The sequence below is a fragment of the Brevundimonas aurantiaca genome, from assembly GCF_904830995.1.
Classification (GTDB): Bacteria; Pseudomonadota; Alphaproteobacteria; order Caulobacterales; family Caulobacteraceae; genus Brevundimonas; species Brevundimonas aurantiaca.
In genome coordinates this window covers 944389-971007 of record NZ_CAJGVD010000001.1, presented here as the reverse complement: position 1 = coordinate 971007, position 26619 = coordinate 944389, and the positions used below count along the sequence as shown (strand labels likewise).

The 26619-nt window shown below is 68.0% G+C and carries 19 protein-coding genes; 9 read left to right on the top strand and 10 right to left on the bottom strand.

Annotation, left to right across the window (positions count from 1 at the left end):
- Positions 1 to 6: 6 nt before the first annotated feature.
- Positions 7 to 501, bottom strand: a complete 495-nt coding sequence (locus JMT67_RS04845) for a pentapeptide repeat-containing protein (protein WP_201462833.1) — start codon at positions 499 to 501, stop codon at positions 7 to 9.
- A 57-nt stretch (positions 502 to 558) separates the two neighbouring features.
- Positions 559 to 3210, bottom strand: coding sequence for a TSCPD domain-containing protein (locus JMT67_RS04840; protein ID WP_201462832.1), 2652 nt, complete (start codon positions 3208 to 3210; stop codon positions 559 to 561).
- Positions 3211 to 3515: 305 nt separating this feature from the next.
- Between JMT67_RS04840 and JMT67_RS04835 the strand changes: the two genes are divergently transcribed.
- The 7 genes from JMT67_RS04835 to JMT67_RS04805 all read left to right on the top strand — a co-directional run bounded on the left by JMT67_RS04835 (position 3516) and on the right by JMT67_RS04805 (position 15757).
- A complete protein-coding gene (locus tag JMT67_RS04835) occupies positions 3516 to 4601 on the top strand; it encodes a LacI family DNA-binding transcriptional regulator (RefSeq protein WP_197273308.1) in 1086 nt (361 codons plus the stop codon).
- A gap of 28 nt (positions 4602 to 4629) precedes the next feature.
- Complete coding sequence (locus tag JMT67_RS04830; protein ID WP_201462831.1) at positions 4630 to 7650, top strand: TonB-dependent receptor; 3021 nt, start codon at positions 4630 to 4632, stop codon at positions 7648 to 7650.
- A gap of 75 nt (positions 7651 to 7725) precedes the next feature.
- Complete coding sequence (locus JMT67_RS04825) at positions 7726 to 9195, top strand: glucoamylase family protein (protein ID WP_201462830.1); 1470 nt, start codon at positions 7726 to 7728, stop codon at positions 9193 to 9195.
- On the top strand, positions 9192 to 10460 hold the full coding sequence (locus JMT67_RS04820; protein WP_201462829.1) for a sugar ABC transporter substrate-binding protein: 1269 nt from the start codon (positions 9192 to 9194) through the stop codon (positions 10458 to 10460). Before JMT67_RS04825 ends, JMT67_RS04820 begins: the two co-directional genes overlap by 4 nt.
- Positions 10457 to 11389, top strand: a complete 933-nt coding sequence (locus JMT67_RS04815) for a carbohydrate ABC transporter permease (protein ID WP_233455801.1) — start codon at positions 10457 to 10459, stop codon at positions 11387 to 11389. The genes JMT67_RS04820 and JMT67_RS04815 overlap by 4 nt, the downstream gene beginning before the upstream one ends.
- A gap of 196 nt (positions 11390 to 11585) precedes the next feature.
- A complete protein-coding gene (locus tag JMT67_RS04810; protein WP_201462828.1) occupies positions 11586 to 12401 on the top strand; it encodes a carbohydrate ABC transporter permease in 816 nt (271 codons plus the stop codon).
- Between the two features lie 152 nt (positions 12402 to 12553).
- Positions 12554 to 15757, top strand: coding sequence for a discoidin domain-containing protein (locus tag JMT67_RS04805; RefSeq protein WP_201462827.1), 3204 nt, complete (start codon positions 12554 to 12556; stop codon positions 15755 to 15757).
- 165 nt (positions 15758 to 15922) lie between these two features.
- Here JMT67_RS04805 and topA read toward each other — a convergent pair whose 3' ends face one another.
- The 3 genes from topA to plsY all read right to left on the bottom strand — a co-directional run bounded on the left by topA (position 15923) and on the right by plsY (position 20394).
- A complete protein-coding gene (gene topA / locus JMT67_RS04800) occupies positions 15923 to 18550 on the bottom strand; it encodes a type I DNA topoisomerase (protein WP_201462826.1) in 2628 nt (875 codons plus the stop codon).
- Between the two features lie 138 nt (positions 18551 to 18688).
- Positions 18689 to 19759, bottom strand: a complete 1071-nt coding sequence (dprA, locus tag JMT67_RS04795) for a DNA-processing protein DprA (protein ID WP_201462825.1) — start codon at positions 19757 to 19759, stop codon at positions 18689 to 18691.
- Complete coding sequence (gene plsY / locus JMT67_RS04790) at positions 19756 to 20394, bottom strand: glycerol-3-phosphate 1-O-acyltransferase PlsY (RefSeq protein WP_152950601.1); 639 nt, start codon at positions 20392 to 20394, stop codon at positions 19756 to 19758. Before plsY ends, dprA begins: the two co-directional genes overlap by 4 nt.
- Positions 20395 to 20521: 127 nt before the next feature.
- On the opposite strand from plsY, the gene JMT67_RS04785 reads away from it, so the two are divergent.
- Both JMT67_RS04785 and ubiM read left to right on the top strand, forming a co-directional pair.
- The gene (locus JMT67_RS04785) at positions 20522 to 21457 is read left to right on the top strand and encodes a glycerophosphodiester phosphodiesterase family protein (protein ID WP_201462824.1); all 936 of its coding nucleotides are present in this window, start codon (positions 20522 to 20524) and stop codon (positions 21455 to 21457) included.
- A gap of 68 nt (positions 21458 to 21525) precedes the next feature.
- Positions 21526 to 22707 (top strand): 5-demethoxyubiquinol-8 5-hydroxylase UbiM, encoded by a 1182-nt coding sequence (gene ubiM / locus JMT67_RS04780; RefSeq protein WP_201462823.1) that lies wholly within the window; start codon positions 21526 to 21528, stop codon positions 22705 to 22707.
- A 130-nt stretch (positions 22708 to 22837) separates the two neighbouring features.
- On the opposite strand, the gene pyrC is transcribed toward ubiM, so the two are convergent.
- From pyrC to ruvX, 5 genes are all read right to left on the bottom strand, one after another.
- Entirely contained in the window at positions 22838 to 24127 is a 1290-nt protein-coding gene (gene pyrC / locus JMT67_RS04775; protein ID WP_201462822.1) for a dihydroorotase, read from the bottom strand.
- A complete protein-coding gene (locus JMT67_RS04770) occupies positions 24124 to 25107 on the bottom strand; it encodes an aspartate carbamoyltransferase catalytic subunit (protein WP_201462821.1) in 984 nt (327 codons plus the stop codon). Before JMT67_RS04770 ends, pyrC begins: the two co-directional genes overlap by 4 nt.
- A gap of 63 nt (positions 25108 to 25170) precedes the next feature.
- Positions 25171 to 25869 (bottom strand): AEC family transporter, encoded by a 699-nt coding sequence (locus tag JMT67_RS04765; RefSeq protein WP_233455800.1) that lies wholly within the window; start codon positions 25867 to 25869, stop codon positions 25171 to 25173.
- Between the two features lie 2 nt (positions 25870 to 25871).
- Positions 25872 to 26093, bottom strand: a complete 222-nt coding sequence (locus JMT67_RS16220) for an AEC family transporter (RefSeq protein ID WP_233455799.1) — start codon at positions 26091 to 26093, stop codon at positions 25872 to 25874.
- Positions 26090 to 26569, bottom strand: coding sequence for a Holliday junction resolvase RuvX (ruvX, locus tag JMT67_RS04760; protein ID WP_201462820.1), 480 nt, complete (start codon positions 26567 to 26569; stop codon positions 26090 to 26092). Before ruvX ends, JMT67_RS16220 begins: the two co-directional genes overlap by 4 nt.
- Positions 26570 to 26619 lie beyond the last annotated feature (50 nt).

The following is a 26619-nucleotide window of genomic DNA, read 5'->3' as shown; positions in this document are numbered from 1 at the left end:
CGGCCTTCAGCAGGCCGGAATACGCAGGCCGTGCGGCAGGACGGTGGAGCCGTCGCCGCAGGCTCGATTGAGCTGGCTCTGCGTCAGACCGGAGGCGCGCGACAGATCGGCGCCGGAGAGATTGGTTCCCTGGAGCGTGGCCCCTGCGAAGTTCGCCCCTTGCAGATAGGCGCCGACGAAACTGGCGTTGGTCAGGTCCGCGCCTGAAAAGCTGGAGCCGGAAAAGACCCCGCCATAGGCGTCCACGTCGCGCAGATCGGCGTTGAAGAAGCGGGTGCGGTTCATCACGCTCAGGCTCAGGTCGGCTTGGCGCAGACGCGACCGCGACAGGTTCAGGCCCCGCGCCTCAAGCCCGGAAAAGTCGCCCTGAAAAAGGTTGCAGCCCGCGCAGGAAGCGCCCCGACGCACCGAGGCGATCTGACCGGCGTTCTGGGCCGAGGCGGGGACGGCCAGGGTCGCGAGAAGGGCGGCGGCGAGGGAAAGGGCGGTCAGGCGGGACATGGGGTCGCTCCGGCGAAGGCGTCGCATTGATCCTGAGCCTAGGGGCGACCCGTTAACTTAGCCCTGATCCCCGCCTTGCAGGGCCGGCGCCGCGCCGCAGGTGTCGCAGGTCCAGCCGGCGCCGCGTTGTTGCAGGCTGAAGTCGCCGCAGGAGGGACAGGCCGCCGCCTCTGTCTCGCCGCCCGGCCGAGGCTCCGTCTCCAGCTTGCGGCCGAAGGGCACGACGACCAGGTTGTCCGGCGGCGAGCCGCGCGCGAACCCCTTGGATATAAAGCGTGCGGCGGGAACGGCCTCGCCGTCCTTGGGCTTTCCATCGCCCAGTTCGCCCCAGTTTTGGCCCTCGGCCTGGGTGTGATCCGCCTGGGCGTTGGCCAACTCCTGGCGGCTCAGATAGGAGACGCCCAGTTCGCGGAAGATGTAGTCGAGGATCGAGGTCGCCGAACGGATGGAATCATTGCCGGTGACCCGTCCCGCCGGCTCGAAGCGGGTGAAGACGAAGGCGTCCACGAACTCGTCCAGCGGCACGCCGTATTGCAGGCCGATAGAGATGGCGATGGCGAAGTTGTTCATCAGGCTGCGGAAGGCGGCGCCTTCCTTGTGCATGTCGATGAAGATCTCGCCCAGTTCGCCGTCTTCATATTCTCCGGTGTGGATATAGACCTTGTGGCCGCCTACGGCCGCCTTCTGGATATAGCCCTTGCGACGGTCGGGCAGTTTGCGGCGGGCGCGTTCGCGTTCCACCACCCGTTCGATGATCCGCTCCTTGGGGGCGGGTGCGGCGGCGGTCTGGGGTGCGGCTTCGAAGCGCGGCGCAGGGTCGGTCTTGGGCAGGGTCAGCAGAGGGCCGGGGGGAGGCGCGGCGCGGTTCAGGCGGATGGCGCGCCGTCCGTGATCCGCCGCCTGGCTGAGCGTGCGCGCGGCCTGGGCGGCGGTGGCGCGCCAGTCGAGGGTTTCAAGGGCGATGTCCGGGGCGTCGCTGAAGGGTTCGAGCGCCAGACGCAGGCGACCCTCGAAGCCGGCGGGATCGGCGAGAAGGGCTGCGAGGTCGGTCGGCGCGCCCTCCCAATCCCTCAGATGACCATGGCCGAACACCCATTGAGCCGCAGCGGCCTCAGCCTCTTCGGGCACCCCCAGCAGGTTCAACAAGGGGCCGTCGCCGTCTTCCAGTCCCAGAACGTCGCGGATGAAGCCGGGGTCGAGGACGGGTGCGGTGAAGACGGCGTCGAAGCTTTCCGCAGCACCCAGAGCCTGTTCCACGGCGGCCAGTTCCACATCGGTGAAGCCGAAGGCGCGGAGCGCGGAATGATCCACGCCCGGCGCCTCGACCAGGGTGCGTCGGCCGAACAGGCGACGCTCGGCCGCCTGGACGTCCCCTCCGCTGCGGACCAGGGCGGCGGCCAGGGCCGGGGCCAGGCGGCGACCGATCCCACCGTCTGCGGTCTCGAATAGATCGACGACGGCGGGCGCGCCCCGGCCGAGACGCAGGCGGGCCTCGGCGTCATCGACGAACAGACCCACGGCGATGTGGCGGCGAGGACCGGACGTCCGATCCAGAATCTCGATCGCCTGGGCGGCGAGGGGGAGGGAATTGGCGGACAGCCGGTCGCGGCGCGCCTTTTCGAGGTCGATGATTTGGGCCTTCAAACCCTCCCACTCGCCACAGGGACTGCGCAGCCGCGCCAGCTCGACCGAGGTTTGGGCTGCGACCGACGCCGTCAGGGCGCCCAAAGCCTCGGCGCGGGCGGCGGGATCGCCGTCGAGCGGCGCCAGGGCGTCCAAAAGCCCCTCCAGTCCCAGGGCGAGCACGGCGTCGTCCGATTGGAGGTCCAGGGCCGTCACCCACAGACGAACCAGATCGGGCAGAAGATCGAACGTTCCATCGCTAAGGGCCGCGACCGCAGCCAGGTCGATCAGCACCCGATTGGCGGCGGGTTCGGCCAGAACCTCAGCGTCCCTCGGGTCGAAGGCGACGACCAGGCCGCCGTCCAGGGCGGCCTCTGCAGCGGCCAGAACGTCAGGGGAGCCGGCGGCGGTCTGGGTCCGATCGGCCAGGACCACCAGCTGGGCGCCGTCCGCCAAGGGGCGAAGCGTCAGGCTGGGACGCTCACCGTCGACGGCGCGCAGGATGTCGGCGTCGGTCGCCCCGCGGCCCCGGGCTGCGGCGGCGGCGCGGCCCAGCGCGGGATTTCGCATCGGGTCGGCGCAATCCCCCCGGGCCCCCTCGCAACGATCGACCGCGTCGGCGACGGCGCAGAGGGCGTCGGTCAGGGCCTCCGCTGATTGTCGCGCCAGCCGCTGGGTCGTCCGATCGGCCCTGTGGGCGGAAAGCCGGGCGGCGGCGGATGGATCGGCGAGGTCGACGACGCCGGCCGTTGCCGCGTGTCCCACCGGGGTCGCCAGGCCGAGCTGCATCGTAGCCGCCAGCTCCGCCGCAAAGGCGCCCGCCGCCTTGGTGTCGGCAAAGACGCCCTCGGCCAATCCCTTGGCCGCCAAACGCCCAGCCCAGGCGTCCGGCGCGCCGTTCAGCCAGCCGCCTGCGACGGACGGCGGGGGCGAGAGCGAATCGCCCCAGTCCAGCCAGGCTTCGATCCGGGCGTCGGACCAGCCGGCGGGCGCCAGAACCTCCTGGACCAGGAAGGGGCGCTCTATGGCGCGGGTCTCCATCGCGACCCGCACGGCGCGAGCGACGAAGCCGGATTGAAAGCGCATAAACCGCATCTCCCCTTAGAGCTGGCGCCAGATTACGGTGTCGCGACGGCCCGCGCTACTAGATGTAGTCGTTATCAACCGCTGAATTCGCGGTGGATCATGCCGCCCGTCCCCAGGGCTCGCACCCAGGGGCGGTGGCGGCCGAAGCCTGGACGGGAACACCCGTCGGGGGAGGAGAAATCGAGAAGGGGCGACATCTCGCCGCTTGCGGTGACTGAGCCTCCTGTGTCATGTAACCGATTACATTTGCTATCGACGGACCTTCGATAAGTGGGCCGGCACGATGAACGCTCAGAGAGGAAACCGTGGACGTCTCCACCCCGTCAGCCGTTAACGGACATGCGCCGGCCGCCAAGGCCGCCACGATCCGTGACGTGGCGGAGCGGGCGCAGGTGTCCGTGGCCTCAGTGTCGCGCGTGCTTAACGGCTCTGACGCCATCACGGAATCGACCCGACGTCGGGTGCTCGATGCGGTCGAATATCTCCGGTATGTGCCTCACGTCGGCGCCCGCAGCCTGTCGACCAGCCGCACCGACACGATCGGCGTCATCCTGCCGGACCTGTACGGCGAGTTCTTCTCCGAGCTGATCCGCGGCATGGATTTAGCCGCGCGCGCGCACGGCAAACATCTGATCGTATCCAGCTCCCACGGCGATACCGAGGAGACCTTGGCCGCTCTGCGATCGATGCGCGGTCGGGTCGATGGAATGATCGTCCTGTCGCCCCATCTGCGCGCCGCCAACCTGGCCGCCGACGTAGCGGGCCGCATGCCGGTGGTGTTGATGAACGGCGGCCTGGACGAGGCGGGCCGCCCCTCCATCGCGATCGACAATCACGGGGCGGCCGTCACGGCGGTCGAGCATCTGCGCGCGACGGGCCGGCGCCGCATCGCCCACATTCGGGGCGCGGCCGGAAACCTGGAGGCGGACATCCGCGCCGAGGGCTACGCCAGCGCCCTGGTCGACCAAGAACCGATCATCGTCGAGGGCGATTTCACCCAGGCGGCCGGGCATCGCGCCGCCACCCGGTTGCTGGCTCTGGACCAGCGCCCCGACGCGGTGTTCGCGGCCAACGACATGATGGCCCTGGGCGCCATGCTGGCCTTCCAGGAGGCGGGCGTGCGCTGCCCTGAGGACGTGGCCGTGATCGGATTCGACGACGTGCCGCTGGCCGCCCTGGTCCGGCCGACCCTGACCACGTTGAGAGTGAATATTGCGGAAATGGGCCGAAGGGGCGTGGAGCGCCTGATCGGCCTGGTCCAGGCCGGCCCGAACGGGGCGCCGGATTCCGCCTGCGAAATCGTTCGGCCGCTCCTGGTCGAACGACAATCCACCGCGGCGGCTGAAACCGCCGGGTCGACCACCGTCAATCCAACCGCACAGCCGTTGTGAAACGGGCCCATCAGGAGGGGAAAACAGGATGAGAAAGTTCAATACACGCAGCACCGCCTTGGCGGCCGCGTCGGCTCTGGCCATGAGCATGGCGGTTGTCGGCGGGGCGCAGGCGCAGGTCGCCACCTCGACGATCCGAGGCAATGTGACCGACGGAACGGCTGTCGAGCCGGGCGCGACCGTTGTCGCGCGCAATGTCGCCTCGGGTTTCACCAGCCGCACGACAGCGAACGCTCAAGGCGGTTACACGCTGTCGGGTCTGCGTCCCGGCACCTATGAGATTACGGCGACGACGTCGGAGAACGAGACGGCCTCTGACACGGTGTCGATCGGCGTCGGCCAAGTCGGCAACCTGGATCTGGCCGTCGCTGGTGCGGCGACCGGCGCTGCTGACGCCGACGCTGCAAACTTGGGCGACATTGTCGTGACCGGCCGCCGCCTAGTCGAGGTGCGCACGCCCGAGAACGCCACCAACGTCACCACACAGCAAATTCAGACCCTGCCGCAGATCAACCGCAACTTCCTGAACTTTGCGGCCTTGGCGCCGGGCGTTCGGGTTGGAACTAACGAAGCAGAAGTTCAGATCACCGCCGGTGGTCAGCGGGCTGAATCCGTCAACGCCTTCATCGACGGCGCCAGTCTGAAATCGAACATCATTGCCGGCGGTATCGTCGGTCAGGACGACAGCCGCGGAAATCCGTTCCCGCAGGCCGCCGTGCAGGAGTTCCGTGTCGTCAGCCAGAACTTCAAGGCCGAATATGAGCAGGCTTCGTCCGCCATCATTACGGCTGTGACGCGCTCAGGCACGAACGAATTCCACGGCGAAATCTTCGGCACTTATCGCGATCAGGACTTCATCAAGCAAGACGAGTTTTCGCGTGCGGCGGGCCGTGAAAAGCCTGCGCTGGAAGTTCAGCAATACGGCGCCGCTCTCGGCGGTCCGATCATTCAGGACAAGCTGCACTTCTTCGGCAGCTACGAGCACAAGCAAGAAAACCGCGCTGCTGCCGTGACACTGGGCCGTCAGAACCCGGCCTATGTCAGCCAGTTCGGTCAGTATATCGGCACCTTCGCGACCCCGTTCGAGGAAGACCTCTACTTCGGCAAGCTGAGCTTCCAGCCAGCAGAGGGACATCTCATTGATCTGAGCGTCACCTATCGCGATGAAGCGGACGTGACGGGCGTCGGCGGCGCCAACTCCATAGAACGCGCCAGCGGTCTGCAGCAGACGACCAAGAGCGCCAACCTACGTTATCAATGGCAGGGTGACGGCTTCCTGAACGAGTTGGCGGTCGATTATCGCAATTACAACTACAACCCGACAGCCGTGAACTTCGATCAGAGCGGTCGCAGCTATCGCATCTTCGAAAACGGCTATGATCCGTTCGGTGGTGTGGCGATCCTGAACATTGGCGGATCGGGTAGCCGTCAGGATATCAGCGACGACGCCCTCACGGTCCGCAACGACCTGACGTTCAACGATATACAGTTCAATGGCTTCCACACGATCAAGCTCGGCGCCAAGGTCAGCCGCCAGAACTATAATGTCGTCAAGGAGTTCGGCCGAAATCCCGAGTTCTTCTATGATTTGAACGGCACGGCCAGCGGCAATGCCGCCGTCCCTTACCGCGTGCAGTTGGGCAACGAGTTCCCCACCGTCGATCTGACCAATACCGTCATCGGCCTGTATGTGCAGGACGACTGGCAGATTACGGACAAGCTGGAGTTGAACCTCGGTCTCCGTTGGGATTACGAGACCAATGCCGACAACAAGAATTACGTGACGCCGGACTCGGTGGTGTCGGGGCTCCGTCAATGGATCGCCTCAACCGACGGCGGTAAGGCGGCGGGTTATGCGCCCAGCTGGTTCGACATCAACGACTACATCTCGACTGGCGACAATCGCGACCCGTTCAAGAATGCGTTCCAGCCGCGGATCGGCTTCTCGTATGACGTCTTCGGCGACCGCGGGACGGTTCTCTTCGGCGGCGCCGGTCGCTACTACGACCGGGTCCAGTTCAACTTCGCCTTCGACGAACTGGCCAAGCCGTTTGACTTCACCCAGAACGTCTTCTTCTCGACCACCGGCCGGCCGGCCGGCGTGGCGAATGGCAGCTCGTCCGATCCGATCCTGTGGAACTCGTCCTATGAGACCACAGCCGGCCTGGATGCGATCCTCGCCAATATTCCGGCTAAGGGCGAAGCCTTCCTGCTGAAGAATGATTTCGAGCCGCCGCGTACGGATCAGGTCAACCTGGGCGTTCGCCAGCGGATCGGAGACTGGCAGACCGAGTTTACCTTGGCTTATGGTAAGACCGAGAACGAATTTACCTGGCAGTATCTGAACCGCTGCCGTGAACCAACGCGTGGCAACGACGGCAACGGCTTCGGAGACAACGGCGGATTCTGCGGCCCTGGCGCCACGAACCCCTATCGGTCCTATCTGGTGTCGGACCACAACAAGGAGCGCACGTTCAAGGCGCTCTACGTCAAGCTGGACAAGGCCTACACCCGCGACTCGGGCTGGGGCGTCAATGTGGCCTACACGCTTTCGAAGGCTGAGCAGAACGGCGGCAACGACAACTTCTGCTTCGACTGCTTCTCGGTGGAAAGCTCGCCGATGCGGTCCTCGGCTAATGATGAACGTCACCGGATCGTCGCCAACGGCATCGTTGACCTTCCGCTTGATTTCCAGCTGTCAGGCATCCTGACCCTGGGTTCCGGCACGCCCTTCGATGTGTTCGACGGACGCGGCGCCAACTTCGTCTATCGTCCGTACGGCGCCTATCCGGAGAAGGAGCAGTTCTTCCTGCCGAACGCCTTCGCTTATCGGAACCTGGATCTCCGTCTGACGAAGAACTTGGACGTTCCGGGCGCTGGCGAGCTTTCGGTTTATGTCGACGCCATCAACGTGTTCAACTTCAAGAACTACACGGGCTTCGACGGCGGAACGGGTTCGGCGACGGACCCGAACCCCAACTTCGGCCGTCCCTCGGCGGTGCTCTTCCCCACGCGGACGTTCCAGATCGGCGCGCGCTACTCCTTCTAACCACCCTGAGCCTGGGCCGCCTTCCGCTTGCGTGGAAGGCGGCCTTCTTTTTTCAGATATTCAGTGAGCGTGCCTATGAACCGCCGAAACTTCCTGATGCGAACCACGGCAGGTGCGGCGGCCCTGGCGGTCGGCGGCATGGTCGCGGGCCAGGCGGCGGCGCAGCAGGCGGTCACAGGCGCGGTCAACGGCACGCAGCGCCGGCCTCTGCGGCTGGACCGCGAGGTCGATGAGCTTCAGGAACGCACCTTCCGCTGGTTCGAAAAGGTCACGGACCGGGCCACCGGCCTGACGCCGGATCGCTGGCCCAGCAAATCCTTCTGCTCCATCGCCGCGGTCGGTTTCGCCCTGACCTGCTGGCCCATCGGCGTCGAGCGCCGCTGGATGAGCCGGGACGAGGCGCGCGAGCGGACCCTGATCACCGTCCGCTATTTCCACAGCCTGCCCCAGGGGCCGGAGCCGACCGGCACGGCGGGGCACAAGGGCTTCTTCTATCATTTCCTCGATATGGAGACCGGTCACCGCTACCGGACCAACGAGCTGTCGACCGTCGACACGGCCCTGCTGATGGCCGGCATGCTGTTCGCCGCCCGCTATTTCGACGGCGACCATCCCGATGAGGTCGAGATCCGCAGCCGGGTCCAGGCCCTGTACGAGCGGATCGAATGGGACTGGGCCGTCGTGCGCGACAACCGGATCACCATGGGCTGGCATCCGGAGAGCGGCTTCATCCCGTCGGACTGGCACGTCTATAACGAGGGCATGCTGGTGCTGCTGCTGGCCATCGGTAGCCCGACCCATCCGGTTTCGGTCAATGTCTGGCACGAATGGGCCGCCAGCTATGACGAGAGCTGGACCGACCGCTGGGGCAGTTGGCACCTGAATTTCGCGCCGATCTTCGGCCACCAGTACAGCCATATGTACGTCGACTTCCGCGGCATTCAGGACGCCTGGATGCGGGGCCAGTCGGCCCAGATGGGCGAGTATCTGGACTATTTCGAAAACAGCCGCCGCGCCGTCTATGCCCAGCAGAAATACGGCCACGACAATCCGGGCCAGTGGGCCGGCTATTCGTCCGAAATCTGGGGCCTGACGGCCTGCGACGGGCCGGGCGATTTCAAACAGACGATCAACGGGGTCGAGCGCGAGTTCTTCAGCTATTCGGCGCGCGGCCCCGGCGACCGCGACGACGGCACCATAGCCCCCACGGCGGCGGCCAGCTCCATCGCCTTTGCGCCCGAGATCGTCGTGCCCTGCATCAAGGCGATGAAGAGCCGGTTCGGCGCGGGGATCTATACCGAGTGGGGCTTCCGCGACAGCTTCAACCCGACCCTGACCCAGCGCGACGGGCCCTTGCAGCACGGCAAGATCGTTGACGGGGTGGGGTGGGTGGCCGACGACTATCTGGGCATCGACCAGGGCCCCATCGTCGGCATGACCGAGAACCATCGCTCCGACTTCATCTGGCGCTATATGCGCGGCGAGCCGCACATCCGTAAGGCTCTGGAGACGGCGGGCTTCACCGGCGGCTGGCTGAACGCATGACCTCTGGCCCGCACAGACGCGGGGCCCTGGCGCTGCTGGCGGGCGGGGCGGCGGCGGCCTGCACGCCGCGTCGTGACGGCGAGACAGTGCTGCGCTTCTGGGCCATGGGCAATGAGGGCGGGACGGTGGGCCAACTGATGCCCGAGTTCGAGCGGCGCAATCCCGGCGTCCGCGTCGCGGTCCAGCCCCTGCCTTGGACGGCGGCGCATGAGAAGCTGCTCACCGCCTATGCCGGCGACTCCCTTCCGGACGTCAGCCAGATCGGCAACACCTGGGTGTCGGAACTGACCGCCATCGGCGCCCTGTCGCCGACTCCGCCGGCCGCGGCCGACCTGCTGACCGATCAGTTCGAGGCGGTGCTCGAGACCAACGAGGTGGCCGGCCGAGCCATGACCACGCCCTGGTACGTGGACACGCGTCTGCTGTTTTATCGCACCGACCTTCTGGCCCGCGCGGGCTTCGACGCGCCGCCGCAGGACTGGGGCGAGTGGAAGCGGGCCATGCACGGGATCAAGCGCGTGGCGGGCGGCGACAACTACGCCATCCTGTTGCCGTTGAACGAGTTCGAGCAGCTTTTGACCTTCGGCCTTCAGACCGAGGAGCCCTTGTTGCGGGACAGGAATACGCGCGGCAACTTCTCCAACCCCGGCTTCATCTCGGCCCTGGCCTTCTATCGCAGCCTGTTCGCCGAGGGCCTGGCGCCCCTGGCGTCGGCGGCGCAGATCTCGAACGTCTGGACCGAGTTCGCGCGCGGCTATTTCAGCTTCTATTTCTCCGGCCCGTGGAGTGTCGGCGACTTCCGCAGCCGCCTGCCGGCGAGCTTCCAGTCCAGCTGGGCCACGGCGGGCGTGCCGGGACCGACCGGCCTGGGCGCCTCGGCGCCGGGCGGCTCCAGCCTGGCGGTCTTCCAATCCTCGCCGCATCAGGAGGCGGCCTGGGCCCTGGTCCGCTATCTGTCCGAGCCGGCGGTGCAGGCTCGGTTCAACACCATCGTCGGCGATCTTCCGGCGCGGAAGAGCGCCTGGGACATCGCCCAGGTCGAGCGCGACCCGATGCTGGAGCCCTTCCGGGGCCAACTGGAACGCGCCAAGGCCGTGCCCAAGGTTCCGGAATGGGAACGGATCGTGACAGAGATGCAGATCGTCGCCGAACGGATGGTGCGCGGCGAATATACGCCCGAGACTGCGGCCGCCGAGATTGATCGCCGGGCCGACCGGCTGCTGGAGAAGCGCCGCTGGATGATGGAACAGGGCAGGGCTGTATGACCGTCGCCGATCCGACATTGGTCCAGCCGAGACCGTCGCGTGGCCTCGCAGCCCGCGAACGCGCCGCCTGGGGCTTCGTCGCCCCGGCCATGATCGCCATCGGCCTGTTCTTCGCCCTTCCGGTGATCGCGGCCCTGCTGCTCAGCCTGACCGACTTCGACATCTACGCCCTGGCGGACCTCGGCAATCTGCGCTTCGTCGGTCTGCAGAACTACGAGCGGCTGATGACCAATCCGCTGTTCTGGGGGGCGATGAAGAACACCCTGACCTTCGCGGTCCTAGGCGTGCCCGTGTCCATCGCGGCCTCCCTGGCGGCGGCGGTGATCCTGAACGCGCGGGTGGTGAAGTGGCGGCCGATCTGGCGGGTCATGTTCTTCGCCCCCTATGTCACCACCCTGGTCGCGACGGCGGTGGTCTGGCGCTATCTGCTGCACACCCGCTACGGCGTCATCAACTGGGGGCTGGAGAGCATCGGCCTGCCCGCCGTCGACTGGCTGGGCCAGCCCTCGACCTCCATCCCCGCCATCCTGATGTTCGTGGTCTGGAAGATCTTCGGCTACAATATGCTGATCTTCCTGGCCGTGCTTCAGACCGTGCCGGACGACCTGTACGAGGCCGCCCGCATCGACGGCGCTGGGCCGTGGAAACAGTTCCGCCACGTCACCCTGCCGGCCATCGCCCCGACCATGCTGCTGGTCTCGATCATCTCGGTCGCTAGCTTCTTCCAGCTGTTCGCCGAACCCTATGTCATGACCCAAGGCGGCCCGGCCCAGAGCACGGTGACGGTGCTCTACTTCATGTACGAAGAGGGCTTCAAATGGTGGAACCTGGGCTCCGCCAGCGCGGTCGCCTTCGTCCTGTTCCTGTGCATCCTGGCCATCACCCTGGTGCAGTTGGCCGTGGCCAAGCGGGTGGGGGCGTATCAGTGATGGCGTTTTCCTGCGGTCAGTCTCCCCTATCAAGAGCGCGTCATCCTCGCCCTCGTGGCGAGGATCCAGACTCCCGGTGTGTCCGCAGTATGCACCCCCTTCAAACACCTGGAGTCTGGATCCTCGGGACAAGCCCGAGGATGACGGTGCTTGGGAAGGGGGTAGGGGGGGAGACGGCAATGGAGGAGGGATGCCTATGAAGATCCGTTCCATTCTCCTCAACCTCGCCGTCGCCCTCATCGCCCTCGTCGTTCTGTTCCCGCTGGTCTGGATGGCGTCGGTCAGCTTCATGCCGACCGGCGAGGCGGCGACCTTCCCGCCGCCGCTGGTCCCGTCGCGCTGGACGCTGGAGCATTATCAGGACCTGTTCCTGAACCAGGGCATGGGCCGCTATCTGTGGAACAGTTTCGCCCTGGCGACCCTGGCGACGATCCTGGCGCTCGGCTTCACCGTCCCGGCCGGCTACGCCTTCGCCAAGCTGAAGTTCACCGGGCGCGAACGGTTGTTCCAGTTCCTGGTCGCCGCCCTGGTGGTGCCGGCCCAGATCGGCACCCTGCCGCTATTTCTGATGCTGAAGGGGATGGGGCTGGTGAACACCTATGCCGGCGCCCTGGTGCCCTGGCTGGCCTCGATCTTCGGCCTGTTCCTGGTGCGCCAGTATGCGCTGAGCATTCCCGACGAGATGCTGGAGGCCGCCCGCATCGACGGCGCCAGCGAAGGCCAGATCTTCCGCCGCATCGTCCTGCCGACGCTGCAGCCGATCATCGTCACCCTGGGCCTGTTCGTCTTCCTGGGCAGCTGGAACGACTTCCTGTGGCCGTTGATCATCCTGACGGACCAGTCGAACTACACCCTGCCGGTGGCGCTTGCGGCGCTCTCTCGCGAACATGTCCAGGATGTCGAACTGATGATGGCGGGCGCGGTCGTCACGGTCGCGCCTGTGCTGATCCTCTTCCTCGCCCTGCAACGCTACTACATCCGCGGCATGCTCGCGGGCAGCGTGAAGGGGTAAATTTCTCGTCTCTCAACGCCGTCATCCTCGCCCTTGTGGCGAGGATCCAGACTCCCGGTGCGGCCGCCCTATGCACCCCGTCCAATACCGGGAGTCTGGATCCTCGGGACAAGCCCGAGGATGACGCGGAGAGGGAAAGCTGGAGTCATCCAATGCGTATCCTGACCTCCATCCTCGCACTCAGCGCCGCCCTCATGGCCGTCCCCGCCGTCGCCCAGGACACGCGCGTTCTCGACAGCATGGACGACGCCTCGCGGTGGCAGGCCAGCGCCTCGACCGACGTCCACGCCGCCGTCTCCGCCGTGGCGGGGCATGACGGCCGCGCCGTGCGGCTCGATTATGATTTCGACGGCAAGGCCGGCTACGCCGTGCTCAGCCGCGCCCTGCCGGTCGATCTGCCCGACAATTACGAGATCAGCTTCTGGGTGCGCGGCGCCGGGCCGACCAACACCTTCGAGGTCAAGCTGACCGACGCCTCGGCCGAGAACGTCTGGTGGAAACAGACGGCGCGCTACGACTTCCCTGACGGCTGGACGAAGTTCGTCATCAAGCGCCGCCAAGTGTCCAAGGCCTGGGGCCCCAGCCCGGAGACGGTGCTGTGCTGCGCCGAGCGGGTCGAGTTCGTCGTCGTCGCAGCCGAGGGCGGCAAGGGCGCCGTCGAGATCGACCAACTGAGCCTTCGCGTCCTGCCGGTCGATCCCGCCGTGCCCCCGCAGCCGGTCGCCGCCGACGAACGGGCGGAGACGACCGCCGCCCACGCCGTCGATCTGGACCCGAAGACGGCCTGGACCCCGCCGGTGGACGAACCGTCGGCCCTGACCCTGGACCTGGGCTACGAGCGCGAGTTCGGCGGCCTGACCCTGCGCTGGGGCGAGCGGGGCGCGGCGGCGGACTATCGGATTTCGGCGTCTCTTGACGGACGGGACTGGCGCGAGCTGACATCCGTGAGGGGCGGCAGCGGCGGCGTCGACTGGCTGCGCGCGCCCGAGACGACCGCCCGCTGGCTGCGGCTTGAGCCGCTGAAGCCGGTCCCCGCCTCGGACGTGGTCGGCTCGTCCGGCGCCGGCCAGCGGCTGGGCGCGGGGCAGGCGACCACCTATGCGCTGAACGAGATCGAGGTCGAACCCCTGGCCTTCGGCGAGGACGCCACGGCCTTCGTGGAGGCGGTGGCCAGGGAGAACCTGCGCGGCCTCTATCCGCGCGGCTTCTTCGGCGAACAGCCCTACTGGACCCTGGTCGGCGTGGACGGCGGCGGCGAGAGCGGCCTGATCGGCGAGGACGGCGCCATTGAACTGCGCCGCGCGGGCCCCAGCATCGAACCCTTCGTCGTCGATAACGGCCGGCTGATCACCTGGGCCGACGTCAATATCGAACAGGGGCTGAAGGACGGCGATCTGCCCATTCCCTCGGTAACCTGGATCGCCGACGACTGGACGCTGAAGATCACCAGCTTCGCCGTCGGAACGCCGGACCAGGCGCGGCTGTGGGGCCGTTATGACCTGACCAACACCTCCAACCGGCCGCGCAGCCTGACCCTGGCCCTGACGGCGCGACCGTTCCAGGTCAACGGGCCGGTGCAGTTTCTGGCCATTCCGGGGGGCGTGGCGCCGGTCGAGCGGATCGCCTGGGACGGCGCGAGCCTGACGCTGAACGACGATGTCCGCGTCCACGCCCTGACCGCGCCGGACGCTGTTGCGGCTTCGAGCTTCGACGCCGGGGCCGATCCTCAATCATTGATTTTGCCGACGGCGCGACGGCCCGCCGGTGAGCCGGTCGCCGTCTCCGACGCCGCGGACCTGCCGGCCGGCGCCCTGCTGTACGAGGTGACGCTTCAGCCTGGCGAGACGCGCACCTTCGGCTTCCTGTCACCCTTGGCGGGCGATCCGCCCCTGGCCGGGCAGGGCCTCGCCGCCCTGGATCAGGCCGAGCAGGCTTTGGCCGCCGAATGGCGCGCGAAGCTCGACCGGGTGGACCTGACCCTGCCGCCCGCCGCCCAGCGGATCGAGGACGCGCTGAAGTCGTCGCTCGCCCATATGCTGATGTCGCGTCAGGGGCCGATCCTGCAGCCCGGCACCCGCAGCTACAACCGTTCCTGGATCCGCGACGGCGCCATGATGGCCGAGGGGCTGAACCGGCTGGGCATGGCCGAGCACTCCGCCGACTATCTGCGCTGGTACGCCCCCTATGTGTTCGACAACGGCAAGGTCCCTTGCTGCGTCGATGCGCGGGGCGCCGATCCGGTGCCCGAGAACGACAGCCACGGCGAGTTCGTCTTCCTGGCCGCCGAGACCTATCGCTACACCGGCGACGAGGCCCTGCTGCGTCAGGTCTGGCCCCAGGTGCAGAAGGCGATCACCTATATGGACGAACTGCGCGCCTCCACCCGCACCGCCGCCTTCCAGGCCCCCGACCAGCGCCACCTGTACGGTCTGCTGCCCCCGACGATCAGCCACGAGGGCTATTCGGACAAGGCGGCCTATTCCTACTGGGACGATTTCTGGGGCCTGCTGGGCTACAAGGACGCCGTCTTCATCGCCCAGACCCTGGGCGACGCCGAGGCCGCCGCCCGCTATGCCGCGGCGCGCGATCAGTTCGCCGCCGACATCCGCGCCTCCATTGTCGCCACAGCCGCGCACCACGACATCGACTGGATCGCAGGCGCCGCCGACCGGGGCGATTTCGACGCCACCTCGACCACCATCGCCCTGTCGCCGGCGGGCGAGCAGGATAATCTTCCGCCTGAACTGATGACGCGAACCTTCGACCGCTATTGGGAAAACTTCCAGAACCGGCTGACCAATCGCACGGCGTGGAAGGACTATACCCCCTATGAATGGCGGCTGGTCGGCGCCTATGTGCGGCTGGGTCAGAAGGACCGGGCCCTGGCGGTGCTGGACTTCCTGATGGCCGACCGCCGGCCCGAGGCCTGGAACGGCTGGGCCGAGGTGGTGGGGCGCGACAAACGCGAGCCGCGCTTCATCGGCGACATGCCCCACGCCTGGATCAGCTCGGACTATATCCGCTCGGCGCTCGACCTGTTCGCCTATGAGCGAGACCGCGACCACGCCCTGGTGCTGGCGGCGGGCGTGCCGGAGGCTTGGCTGGATACGGCCGAGGGCGTGGGGGTGAAGGACCTGCGCACGGCCTATGGGGCGCTGACCTACGCCTATCGCAAACAGGGGGCGGGGTACGTCCTGACCCTGGGCGAAGGGGCGACCCCGCCGGGCGGCTATGTGCTGCAATGGCCGGCGGGCGAGGGGCGGCCCGAGCGGGTGCGCATCGACGGGCGGGCCGCGCAATGGACCGATGACGAGCTGGCGATCCCGGCAGGCGCGCGACGGGTGGAGATGCGCTGACGAAAGGTCTTCCTTCTCCCATTGGGAGAAGGTGGCCCGGAGGGCCGGATGAGGGCCGGCCGGTGGGCCGGTTCGCACCGCCGAACCCTCACCCTTTCGCGCCAGAACGATCGCTTCGCTCTCGTGCGCTCAAGCCCTCTCCCGGCGGGAGAGGGGCCTTATGAGTCAGTCTTCCGCCTTCGCCTTGGCCTTCTTCGCCGGCGCCTTCTTGGCGGCGGGCTTCTTCGCAGCCGCAGCCTTCTTCGACGCAGCCGCCTTCTTCGCCGGGGCCTTCTTCTTCGGCGCCGCGCCGGCCTTGGCGGCCAGAAGGGGCAGGGCGGCTTCAAGGGTCAGGTCTTCGGGCGCGGTTCCCTTGGGCAGGGTGGCGTTGATCTTGCCTGATTTGACGTAGGGGCCGAAGCGGCCCGCCATGACGTGGATCGGCTCGCCCGTCTCGGGGTGGGCGCCCAGATCCTTCAGCGGCGCCGCAGCCGCGCCGCGACCGGGACGACCGGCGCGCTTCTCGGCCAGCAGGGCGACGGCGCGGGTCAGACCGACCTCGAACACCTCGTCGATGTCCGAGACGTTCGCATAGGTGCCGGCGTGCAGGACGAAGGGCCCGTAACGCCCCAGGCCCGCCGTGATCATCTTGCCGTCCTCGGGGTGAACCCCGACCTCGCGCGGCAGGGCCAGCAGGCGCAGGGCCTGGTCCAGTGTCAGGCACGCCGGCGACCAGCCCTTGGGCAGGGACGAGCGTTTCGGCTTCTCGCCGTCCGGCGGCGCGATTTCGACATAGGGGCCGAAGCGGCCGATCTTCAGCTGCACGGGGTGTCCGGTCGCCGGATCGACCCCCAGTTCGCGATCGCCGCTCTCGGCCGACCCGTCCTCGGCCGAAGGACTGGCGACGGGGCGAGTGTATTTGCAGTCAGGATAGCGCGAGCAGCCGATGAAGGCGCCGAACCGGCTGGTCTTCAGGCTCAGTTGGCCCTGATGGCACAGGGGGCATTCGCGCGGGTCGGACCCGTCGCCCTTGTCGGGGAAGATATGGGCGCCCAGGCTCTCGTTCAGGGCGTCCAGAATGGCCGTGGTGCGCAGCTCGCCCGCGGCTTGGGTCGCGGCGTGGAAGTCCTGCCAGAACTCGCGCAGCAGCACCTTCCAGTTCAGATCGCCGGCCGAAACCTCGTCAAGCCGGGTCTCAAGCGCGGCGGTGAAGTCGTACTCGACCCATTTGCTGAAGAACTGCTCCAGGAAGGCCGTGACCAGCCGCCCCTTGTCCTCAGGATAGAAGCGGTTCTTGTCCACCCGCACATATTCCCTGTCGCGCAGGGTCGACAGGGTCGAGGCGTAGGTCGAGGGGCGGCCGATGCCCAGTTCTTCCAGCTTCTTGACCAGGGTGGCTTCCGAATAGCGCGGGGGCGGTTCGGTGAAATGCTGATCGGTGCGGATGGCGTCGACCTTGGCCTTGGCGCCCTCCTTCAGGGCCGGCAGGCGGCTGGTGTCGTCTTCGCCCTCGTCGCCTTCCGCGCCCTTCTGCTTCTCGTCGCGGCCTTCCTCATAGACGGCCAGGAAGCCGTCGAAGGTCACCACCTGGCCGGTGGCGCGCAGGCCGGTCAGCCCGTCGGAGGTCTCGATCTCGACCGTGGTGCGGTCCAGACGCGCGGCCTCCATCTGCGAGGCGACCATCCGCTTCCAGATCAGCTCATAGAGGCGCTGAAGATCGGACTCGAGGCGCAGGCTGTCGGGATGGCGGGCGATGTTGGTTGGCCGGATCGCTTCGTGCGCTTCCTGAGCATTCTTCGCCTTCACCTTGTAATGGCGAGGTTCGGCCGGGACATAGGCGGGGCCGTACTCCTTGCCGATCACCTCGCGCGCCTGGGCCAGACCCTCGGGGCTGACGGACACGCCGTCGGTCCGCATATAGGTGATCAGGCCGCCGGTCTCGTCCACGCCCTCATACAGTTTCTGCGCCGCCTGCATGGTGCGCTGGGCGGTGAAGCCCAGCTTGCGCGCGGCCTCCTGCTGCAGGGTGGAGGTGGTGAAGGGCGGCGCCGGGTTGCGACGGACCGGCTTCTTCTCGACCGAGTTGATGGTGAAGTCCCCGGCCTGGATGGCGGCGCGGGCGGCCGAGGCGGTGGCCTCGTCCTTGATGTCCAGACGCTGCACCCGCTTGCCGGCGTGCTTGACCAGGCGGGCGGTGAAGGGCGGGCTGTCGGCGTTCAGGTCCGCCTCGATGGACCAGTATTCCTGAGGCTTGAACTTCTCGATCTCCATCTCGCGATCGACGACGATGCGCAGCGCCACCGACTGCACCCGCCCGGCCGAGCGCGCGCCCGGCAGCTTGCGCCACAGGACTGGCGAGAGGGTGAAGCCGACGAGGTAGTCGAGCGCGCGGCGGGCCAGATAGGCTTCGACCAGCTCCATATCGAGCTGGCGCGGATTGGCCATGGCCTCCAGCACGGCGGACTTGGTGATGGCGTTGAAGGTGACGCGTTCGACCTGGGTGTCTTTCAGCGCCTTCTTCTTGTTCAGCACCTCCAGCACGTGCCAGCTGATGGCTTCCCCTTCGCGGTCGGGGTCGGTCGCCAGGATGACGCGGTCGGCGCGCTTGGCGGCCTCGGCGATTTCGGACAGGCGTTTGGCGCCCTTGGCGTCGGCCTCCCAGTGCATGGAGAAGTCGTCGTCGGGCAGGACCGATCCGTCCTTGGACGGCAGGTCGCGGACGTGGCCGTAGGACGCCAGAACCTCGTAGCCGGAGCCGAGGTATTTATTGATGGTCTTGGCCTTTGCGGGGCTCTCGACGATGACGAGGTTCATGCGTGTTCGGTCTCGGGAAGGGGCGCGAACGTGGTTGGAGCGGAGCCATGTGTCAATGCACCGGCCCCCGGACGCCCGTGAACTTGCGGATTATCGGGTGACTATCACGGATCGAAGACGAATCCGGAAGAGACTTCACTATATCGACGCCAGACCCCCCGGCAGCAGCTCGGCTCGGCCGGCCAGGCTCAGCTCCAGCAGGGCGGCGGCGACCTGGCCCATGGGGGCGTTCAGGGCGCGGGCGATCTCGTCGCGCGGCGTCGGGGTGGGGGACAGGATGGCGGCGACCCGGTCCAGGAAATCGTCGTCCACCTCGCCATAGGCGATCGGCTCCGACGACGGCGCGCGCAGGCTGCGCAGGGTATTGAAGGCGCGCTCGATGTCCTCGATCCCCTCGCACAGGATGGCGCCCTGGCGCAGCAGTTCGTTCGGCCCCTTGGCGCGCGGATCCAGCGGCGAGCCCGGCACGGCGAAGACGTCGCGCCCCTGTTCGGCCGCCAGTCGGGCGGTGATCAGGGATCCCGACTTGATCTCCGCCTCCACCACCACGACGCCGCGCGACAGGCCCGAGATGATGCGGTTGCGGCGGGGGAAGTCCCGCGCCTGGGCCCGCGCGCCGACGGGGCTTTCCGACACGACGCAGCCCTGGTCGATCAGCCGCGCGTAAAGATCCGCGTGTTCGGGCGGATAGACGTCGTCCACCCCGCCGCCCAAGACCGCGACGGTCCCCGTCGCCAGGGCGCCTTCGTGGGCGGCGGCGTCGATGCCGCGCGCCATGCCCGACACGACCACATGCCCGGCCTGACCCAGTTGCAGCGCCAGGCCGCGCGCGATCCTCTGCCCGCCCGCCGAGGCGATGCGGGCGCCGACGATGGCGATGCTGGGCATGTTCAACAGATCGACCCGACCCCGGGCCCACAGAATCGGCGGCGGCGGGTCCAGGTTCGCCAACATCTCAGGATAGTCAGGATCGCCCAGCACCAGCAGGCGCGCGCCAATCCGCTCGCCATCGGCCAGTTCGCGCTCAATGCCTGCGACGGGCGGCGGAATGGAGGCCGCGCCGGACTTGCGGACCAGGTCGGGCAGGACCTCCAGCACGCGGACAGCTGACCCATAACGGCCCAGCAACTGGGAAAAGGCGACGGGACCGATGCGGTCGGTGCGGGCGAGCCGCAGCCGGGCGAACCGTTCGTCCGCCGCCGGGGTCACGCCTTCTTGGCCCCGATGCGCGGCTCCTCGCCCTTCAGCAGCCGGGCGATGTTCTCGTGGTGGCGGATCCAGATCAGCACGGCGGCGAAGACGGTCAGGGCCAGGATCGGCATGTCCACCGGCAGGCCCACGGCGGCCAGCGGCAACAGGGCCAGAAGGGGCGCAGTCGCCGAGGAGATCAGGGCCGCCAGCGACGAATAGCGGAAGGCGAAGGCGCTGATCAGCCAGACGGCGCCGGCCATCAGGCCCAGGGGCCAGGCGGCCGCCAGCAGCAGGCCATAGAAGGTCGCCACCCCCTTGCCGCCCTTGAACTTCAGCCAGACGGGAAACAGGTGGCCCAGGAAGGCCGCGCCGCCGGCGATGGCGCCCGCAGCCTGGCTGTCGAACAGGGCGCGGGCGATCAACAGGGCGACGGCCCCCTTGCCGGCGTCCAGCAGCAAGGTGGCCAGGGCCAGGTCCTTGCGCCCGGTGCGCAGCACATTGGTCGCGCCGATATTGCCGGAGCCGATGTTGCGCACGTCGCCGGCGCCGGCGGCGCGGGTGATCACCACGCCGAACGGGATCGAGCCGAGCAGATATCCGCCCAGCGCGACCAGCGCCAAGGTCCCGACCGCGGGCCCCACCAGATCCTGCACTTTGATTCTCTCCCCGGGAAATGCAGCGGCAAAATGCGTCGGCGCGCCTTACGGAGCAAGGGCGATCCGGCCTCTTGACCCGATGAATGACGCAGGGTCAGGTCCGCCCGCCTTTCCGGAGAGTTCCATGAGCCGATATTCCACCGCCGTAGCCGCCTCGATCCTGTTGATGTCGGCTTCGGCCTGCGTCGGCGCTCCGACCGGCGGGGGGGGGGCCGTGTCCCGCCCGGCCATGGCCGCCTATTTCGACTGTGTCCGCGACGGCGGCGTGGCCATCTCTGCCCATAGGGCGGTCTCGGCGCCGGATCAGCCCGAGAACTCCATCGCCGCCATCGAGGCGACCGGGCGGGCCATTCCGGGCGCCGTCCTCGAACTGGACGCGGTCCTGACCAGGGACGGCCATTTGGTGCTGATGCACGACGAGACGATGAACCGGACCACGACCGGCCGGGGCCGCGTCGCCGACCTGACCCTGGCCCAGGTCAAGGCCGCCCGGCTGAAGGCGTCGAACGGCGCCTTGACCGAGGCCGCGCCCCCGACCCTGGCCGAAGCCCTGGACGCCGCCGGCCGCGTCGGCGCCATCGCCAGCCTGGACCTGAAACCGGCCGAAGGCGCGACCACGGTCGATCTGGCGAAAGCCATCATCGCCCAGGTGCGGCGCTCGGGCGCGCAGAACCGGGTCATCCTGATCACCTATAATGACGCCGACGCCCGCGCCGTGGCGGCCCTGGCGCCGGAGATGATGATTTCGGCCGGTCTGGACGGCGTCGAGGATCTGGACGGTCTGAATCCGGCCCAGATCCTGGCCTGGACCGGCACGCGCGAGGAGCGGCCCGCCCTATGGTCGGCCCTGCGTCAGGCGGGGATCGAGGTCCAGTTCGGCACCCTGGGGGCGGAGGGGCGCCGCCGCGACGACCGCTACGCCGCCGACGGCGACGTCTCCGAATACCGCGACCTTTTCCGCCAGGGCGTGACCGTCATCGCCACCGACACCCCTCTGGCGGTCCAGTCGGTGCTGGGCGCCGAAGTCGCCAAGGCTGCTGCCTGCCGCCGCCCGCGCTGACGCGACGATTTGCGCTCGATCAAGGAGCGGACGAACCGGCTAGGGCAGGGGAAGATCAGGAGTTCAGCATGCGCGATGATCTGATGTTCGACGTGGCCGTGGTCGGGGCCGGACCGGCGGGCCTGGCCTTCACCCGGTCCCTGGCTGGAACCGGACTGAGCGTCGCTCTGATCGAGGGCCAGGGTCAGGCCGCCCTGCGCGACCCGGCCTTCGACGGGCGCGAGATCGCCCTGACCCACAACTCCATCCGCCTGTTGAAGTCCCTCGGCGCCTGGGTCCGGGTTCCGGCCGAAGAGATTTCGGACCTGCGCGAGGCGCGGGTGCTGGACGGCGGCTCGCCCTTCGCCCTGACCTTCGACGCCGGCGGCGCCGACCGGCTGGGCGTCCTGATCCCCAACCACCTGATCCGCCGCGCCCTGTTCGAAGTTGTCGAAGGCCAGGCGGGCGTGACCCTGATGGTCGGCCGGCGGGTGGCCAGCTGCGCCGTCCAGGGCGCCACCCCGCGGGGCCGGGTCGTGCTGGACGATGGGACGACGATGCGGGCCAGGCTGATCGTGGCGGCGGATTCGCGCTTCTCCGGCGTGCGCGACCAGCTGGGCGTCGGGGTCGAGATGAACCGGCTGGGCCGGTCGATGATGGTCTGCCGGATGCGCCACGACCAGGCGCACGGCCATGTCGCCACCGAATGGTTCGACCACCGCCAGACCGTCGCCCTGCTGCCGGTCGCGGACGTTGATGAGCGGGTCTCCTCCGTCGTCTTGACCCTGGCCGCTCCGGACATCGCCGAGCTGATGCGCCTGTCGTCCGAGGCCTTTGAGGTAGAAATGGAACGGCGGCTGAAGGGGCGGCTGACCGGGCTGGAGCTGGTCAGCGAACGCTGCGCCTATCCCTTGGCCACGACCTCGAGCCACCGGTTCGCCGGCGAGGGTTTCGCCCTGATCGGCGACGCCGCCGTGGGCATGCACCCGGTCACCGCCCACGGCTTCAACCTGGGTCTGCGCGGACAGGATGCGCTGGCGAGGGTGGTGAAGTCGGCGCGGGGCGGGGACATCGGCTCTGAACGGCTGCTGGCCCGCTATGAACGCGACCACCGCCTCGAAAGCTGGCCCCTGTACCAGGGCACCAACGCCCTGGTCCGCCTTTTCACCCAGGAAACGCTCCCGGCCCGTCTGGCGCGCGGCGCCGCCCTGCGCGCCGGCCAGGCGACGGCGCCGTTCAAACGGGTGGTGAAGCGGATGCTGACGGCGTGAACACCGTCATCCTCGGGCTTGACCCGAGGATCGGAAGGTCCGCCGTTGATGCGACGAAGGTTTAATCGGTCCAGGACCGCGTCCGATCCTCGGGTCAAGCCCGAGGATGACGAAAGTAGCGAAGCGGGCTTCAGAAAACCTTACGGCCGCCCACCCAGGTCCCGATCACCTGGCCCTGCAGTCTGCGTCCGTCGAACGGCGAGTTCTTCGACTTCGAGCGCAGCCTGTCCGCATCGACGATCACCGGCGCGCCGGGGTCGAACAGCACCAGGTCGGCCGGCGCGCCTTCGGCCAGCACCCCGGCGTCGAGGCCCAGCAGCGCCGCCGGTCCCTGGGTCAGGGGCCTCAGCACGTCCAGCAGGTCCAGACCGTCCTCGTGGTGCAGGGTCAGGGCGGCCGACAGCAGGGTCTCCAGGCCCACGGCGCCGGGCGCGGCCTCGGCGAAGGGACGGCGCTTGTCCTCGGCGGGGGCAGGGGCGTGGGCCGAGGTGATCACGTCGATCAGCCCCTCGCGCACCGCCTCGATCAGGGCTTGGCGATCAGTCTCCGACCGCAGCGGCGGGTCCAACCGGTAGAAGGTGCGATAGTCGCCGATGTCCACCTCGTTGAAGCACAGGTGGTTGATCGAGACGCTGACGGCGACCTCCAGCCCCTTGGCCCGCGCTCGCGCCAGGGTCTCCAGCGCCCCTTCGGTCGAGATCTGATCCACCAGGAACCGGGCGCCCGTCTGTTCGACCAGGGCCAGATCGCGCTCCAGCCCGATCCGCTCGGCTATGGCCGGGCTGCCGGACAGGCCCAGCCGCGTGGCCAGTTCGCCCGAGGCGGCCACGGCCCCCTCGGTCAGCCAGGGGTCGGACGGGCGGCAGGCGATCAGGGCGTTGAAGGCGGCCGCGTAGCTCATCACCCTCTGCAGGGTGCGGCTGTTGACGATGACCTTGTCGCCGTCGGTGAAATACAGGGCGCCGGCCTCGTCCATCAGGCCGATCTCGGCCATCCGCTGGCCGTCCAGGGCCTTGGTCGCGGCGCCGGCCGCACGGACATTGACCAGATTCAGGGCTGCGCCGCGCCGCTGGATGAAGTCGACCATGGCCGGGTCGTCCACGGCGGGATCGGTGTCGGGCTGGACCACGATGGTGGTCACGCCCCCGGCCGCGGCGGCCAGGCTGGCGGACTTCAGCGTCTCTTTCGGTTCAGCGCCGGGTTCGCCGGTCTTGACCCGGATGTCGATCAGGCCGGGCGCGAGGCAGTGGCCGTCGCAGTCGATAATCTCGAAATCTGCGCCGAGCTCAGTATGAAACTGCCGCTCGAAGGCGACTTCTATGATCTTGCCGTGCTGGACGATGAGTGTGGCGGGGCCGTCCCTGCCTGTGGCCGGATCCAGAAGGCGGGCGTCCGAAAAGACGATGATGGTGTCGCTCATGCGGCGTCTCCCCAGCGGGCCGACAGGGAGGCCAGCACGGCCATGCGGGCGGCGACGCCCATCTCGACCTGATCCTGGATCAGGGAGACGTCCAGATCGTCGGCCACGTCGGAATCGATCTCGACCCCCCGGTTCATCGGCCCGGGGTGCATGACCTTTGCGCCGGGCTTGGCCCAGGCCAGCTTCTCGCGGTCCAGACCCCAGAAGCGGAAATATTCGCGGGTCGAGGGCACCAGGGCGCCGGCCATCCGCTCCAACTGAAGCCGCAGCATCATGACCACGTCGCAGCCGGCCAGCCCCTCGCGCATGTCGTGGAAGACCTCGCAACCCCAACGGTCGGCGTCGCCCGGCACCAGGGTCGGCGGCCCGATCAGGCGCACCCGCGCCCCCATCATCTGCAACAGGGCGACGTTCGAGCGCGCCACCCGGCTGTGGGTGATGTCGCCGCAGATGGCGACCGTCAGGCTGGTCACGTCGCCGAAGGCGCGGCGCATCGACAGCAGGTCCAGCAGGGCCTGGGTCGGGTGCTCATGCCGGCCGTCCCCGGCGTTGACGACGGCGCACCCCACCTTCTGGCTCAGCAGCTCCGCCGCGCCCGAGGCCGAATGGCGGATGACCAGAATGTCCGGCTTCATCGCATTCAGCGTCACCGCCGTATCGATCAGGGTCTCGCCCTTCTTCACCGATGAAGAGGCCACCGGCATGGTGACGACGTCTGCGCCCAGCCGCTTGGCGGCGATCTCGAACGAGGAGCTGGTGCGGGTCGAGTTCTCGAAGAACAGGTTCACGACCGTGCGCCCGTGCAGCAGATCCAGAGCCTTGGACGACTGGCGATTGAAGTCGACGAAGGCGTCGCCCAGGTCCAGCAGCTGCGGGGTGACGAAGGGGTTCAGATCCGAGGCGGCCAGGAAATGGGCCTTGGGGAACGGAATCAGCCGCTCTCGAATGGTCTGGTCGGTGACGTCGTGGGGCTGGGTCATCGAGACGCGCCTATAGGCGGGAGTCGCCGCAAACGCCAGACCGGGGGCCGGCCGGGCCGCGGATCAAACGAAGTGGAACAGGGCCAGAAGCACCGGAATCACCACCGCGCTGCCGACGGTGGTCGAGGCGATGATCCCCGCGATCAGGGGCGCGTCCCCGCCCATCTGCCGCGCCAGCATATAGGAGGCGGCCGATCCCGGCGCCGCCCCGCAGATCAGGGCCACCCCCTGGGTCAGGCTGTCGCCGCCCAGGGCCCAGGCGATCAGCCACATCAGCGGCGGCATGACGCCCAGCTTGACCAGGGTCACGGCGGCGATGGTCCCCTGGCGGCGCCTGACCTCGGCGAAGGACAGACCGGCCCCGGCGACGATCAGCCCCAGGGGCAGGGCGGCCGCGCCCAGCAGGTCCATCGCATCCGACAGGCCGGGGATCAGCGGGACCCGCAGCAGGTTCAGCCCCAGACCGATCAGACAGGCCAGCAGGATCGGATTGGCGATCATCGACTTCGCCAGACCCGGCACCGAGGGCTCGCGCTTCAGCGCTCCCCATTTGGCCAGAACCGCCACACAGGTGATATTGGTCACCGGAATGATGAAGGCGATGGCCACCGCCGCCATGGCCGTCCCGGTCGAGCCATAGACCGACTGGATCACCGGCACGAAGACGAAGCTGTTCCAGCGGATCACCCCCTGGAACACGCTGGTGTAGGCCGGCCCGTCCAGCGGGATCAGGGGCTTGGCCGCATAGGCCGCCGCCGCCACGATCAGGGTCGCCCCGACCGCCGCCGCCCCGCCACTGTCGCCCCGCCACCGGCCAGATCGGCATGCCAGATCGCGGGGATCAGGAAGCTGGGATAGAAGATATTGATCGACAGCTTCTCGATCGGCCGCCAGGCCTCGTCCGGCAGGAAGCCGGACTTTCGCAAGCCATAGCCCAGGGCGATCATCAGAAAGACCGGCAGGACGCCGGCGATCAGGCCGGTCAAATCCAGCTCGCCTGATCCCGCACCCGGTCCAGCGCGCCTTGCAGGATCCAGGCGGCGGCGGTGCGGTCCACGACCTCGGCCCGGCGCTTGCGGTTCAGGTCCAGATCCTCGATCAGGAACCGCTCGACCGCGCTGGTGGACAGCCGCTCGTCCCAGAAGGCGACGTTGATGGGCCGCAGCCGTTCCAGATTGCGGGCGAAGGCGCGGCACGACTGGGCGCGCGGCCCCTCGGTTCCGTCCATATTGGCGGGCAGGCCGATCACCAGGGCCGAGACCTTGCGATGCGCCATCAGCTTGAACAGCTGCTCGGCTTCATGCGTGAACTTGGACTTGCGGATCAGCTCCAGCGGCGAGGCGATCAGGCGCGTGGCGTCCGACACGGCCACCCCGATCGTCTTTTCGCCCAGATCCAGCCCCATCCACGGGGTGTCGGGCGGGCAGGCGGCGGGCAGGTCAAGGAGGTCGAGAACGGGCACGGCCTGCGGTTAGGACCGGCGCGCAGGGAAGTCAAAGGCGGAGGCTTATG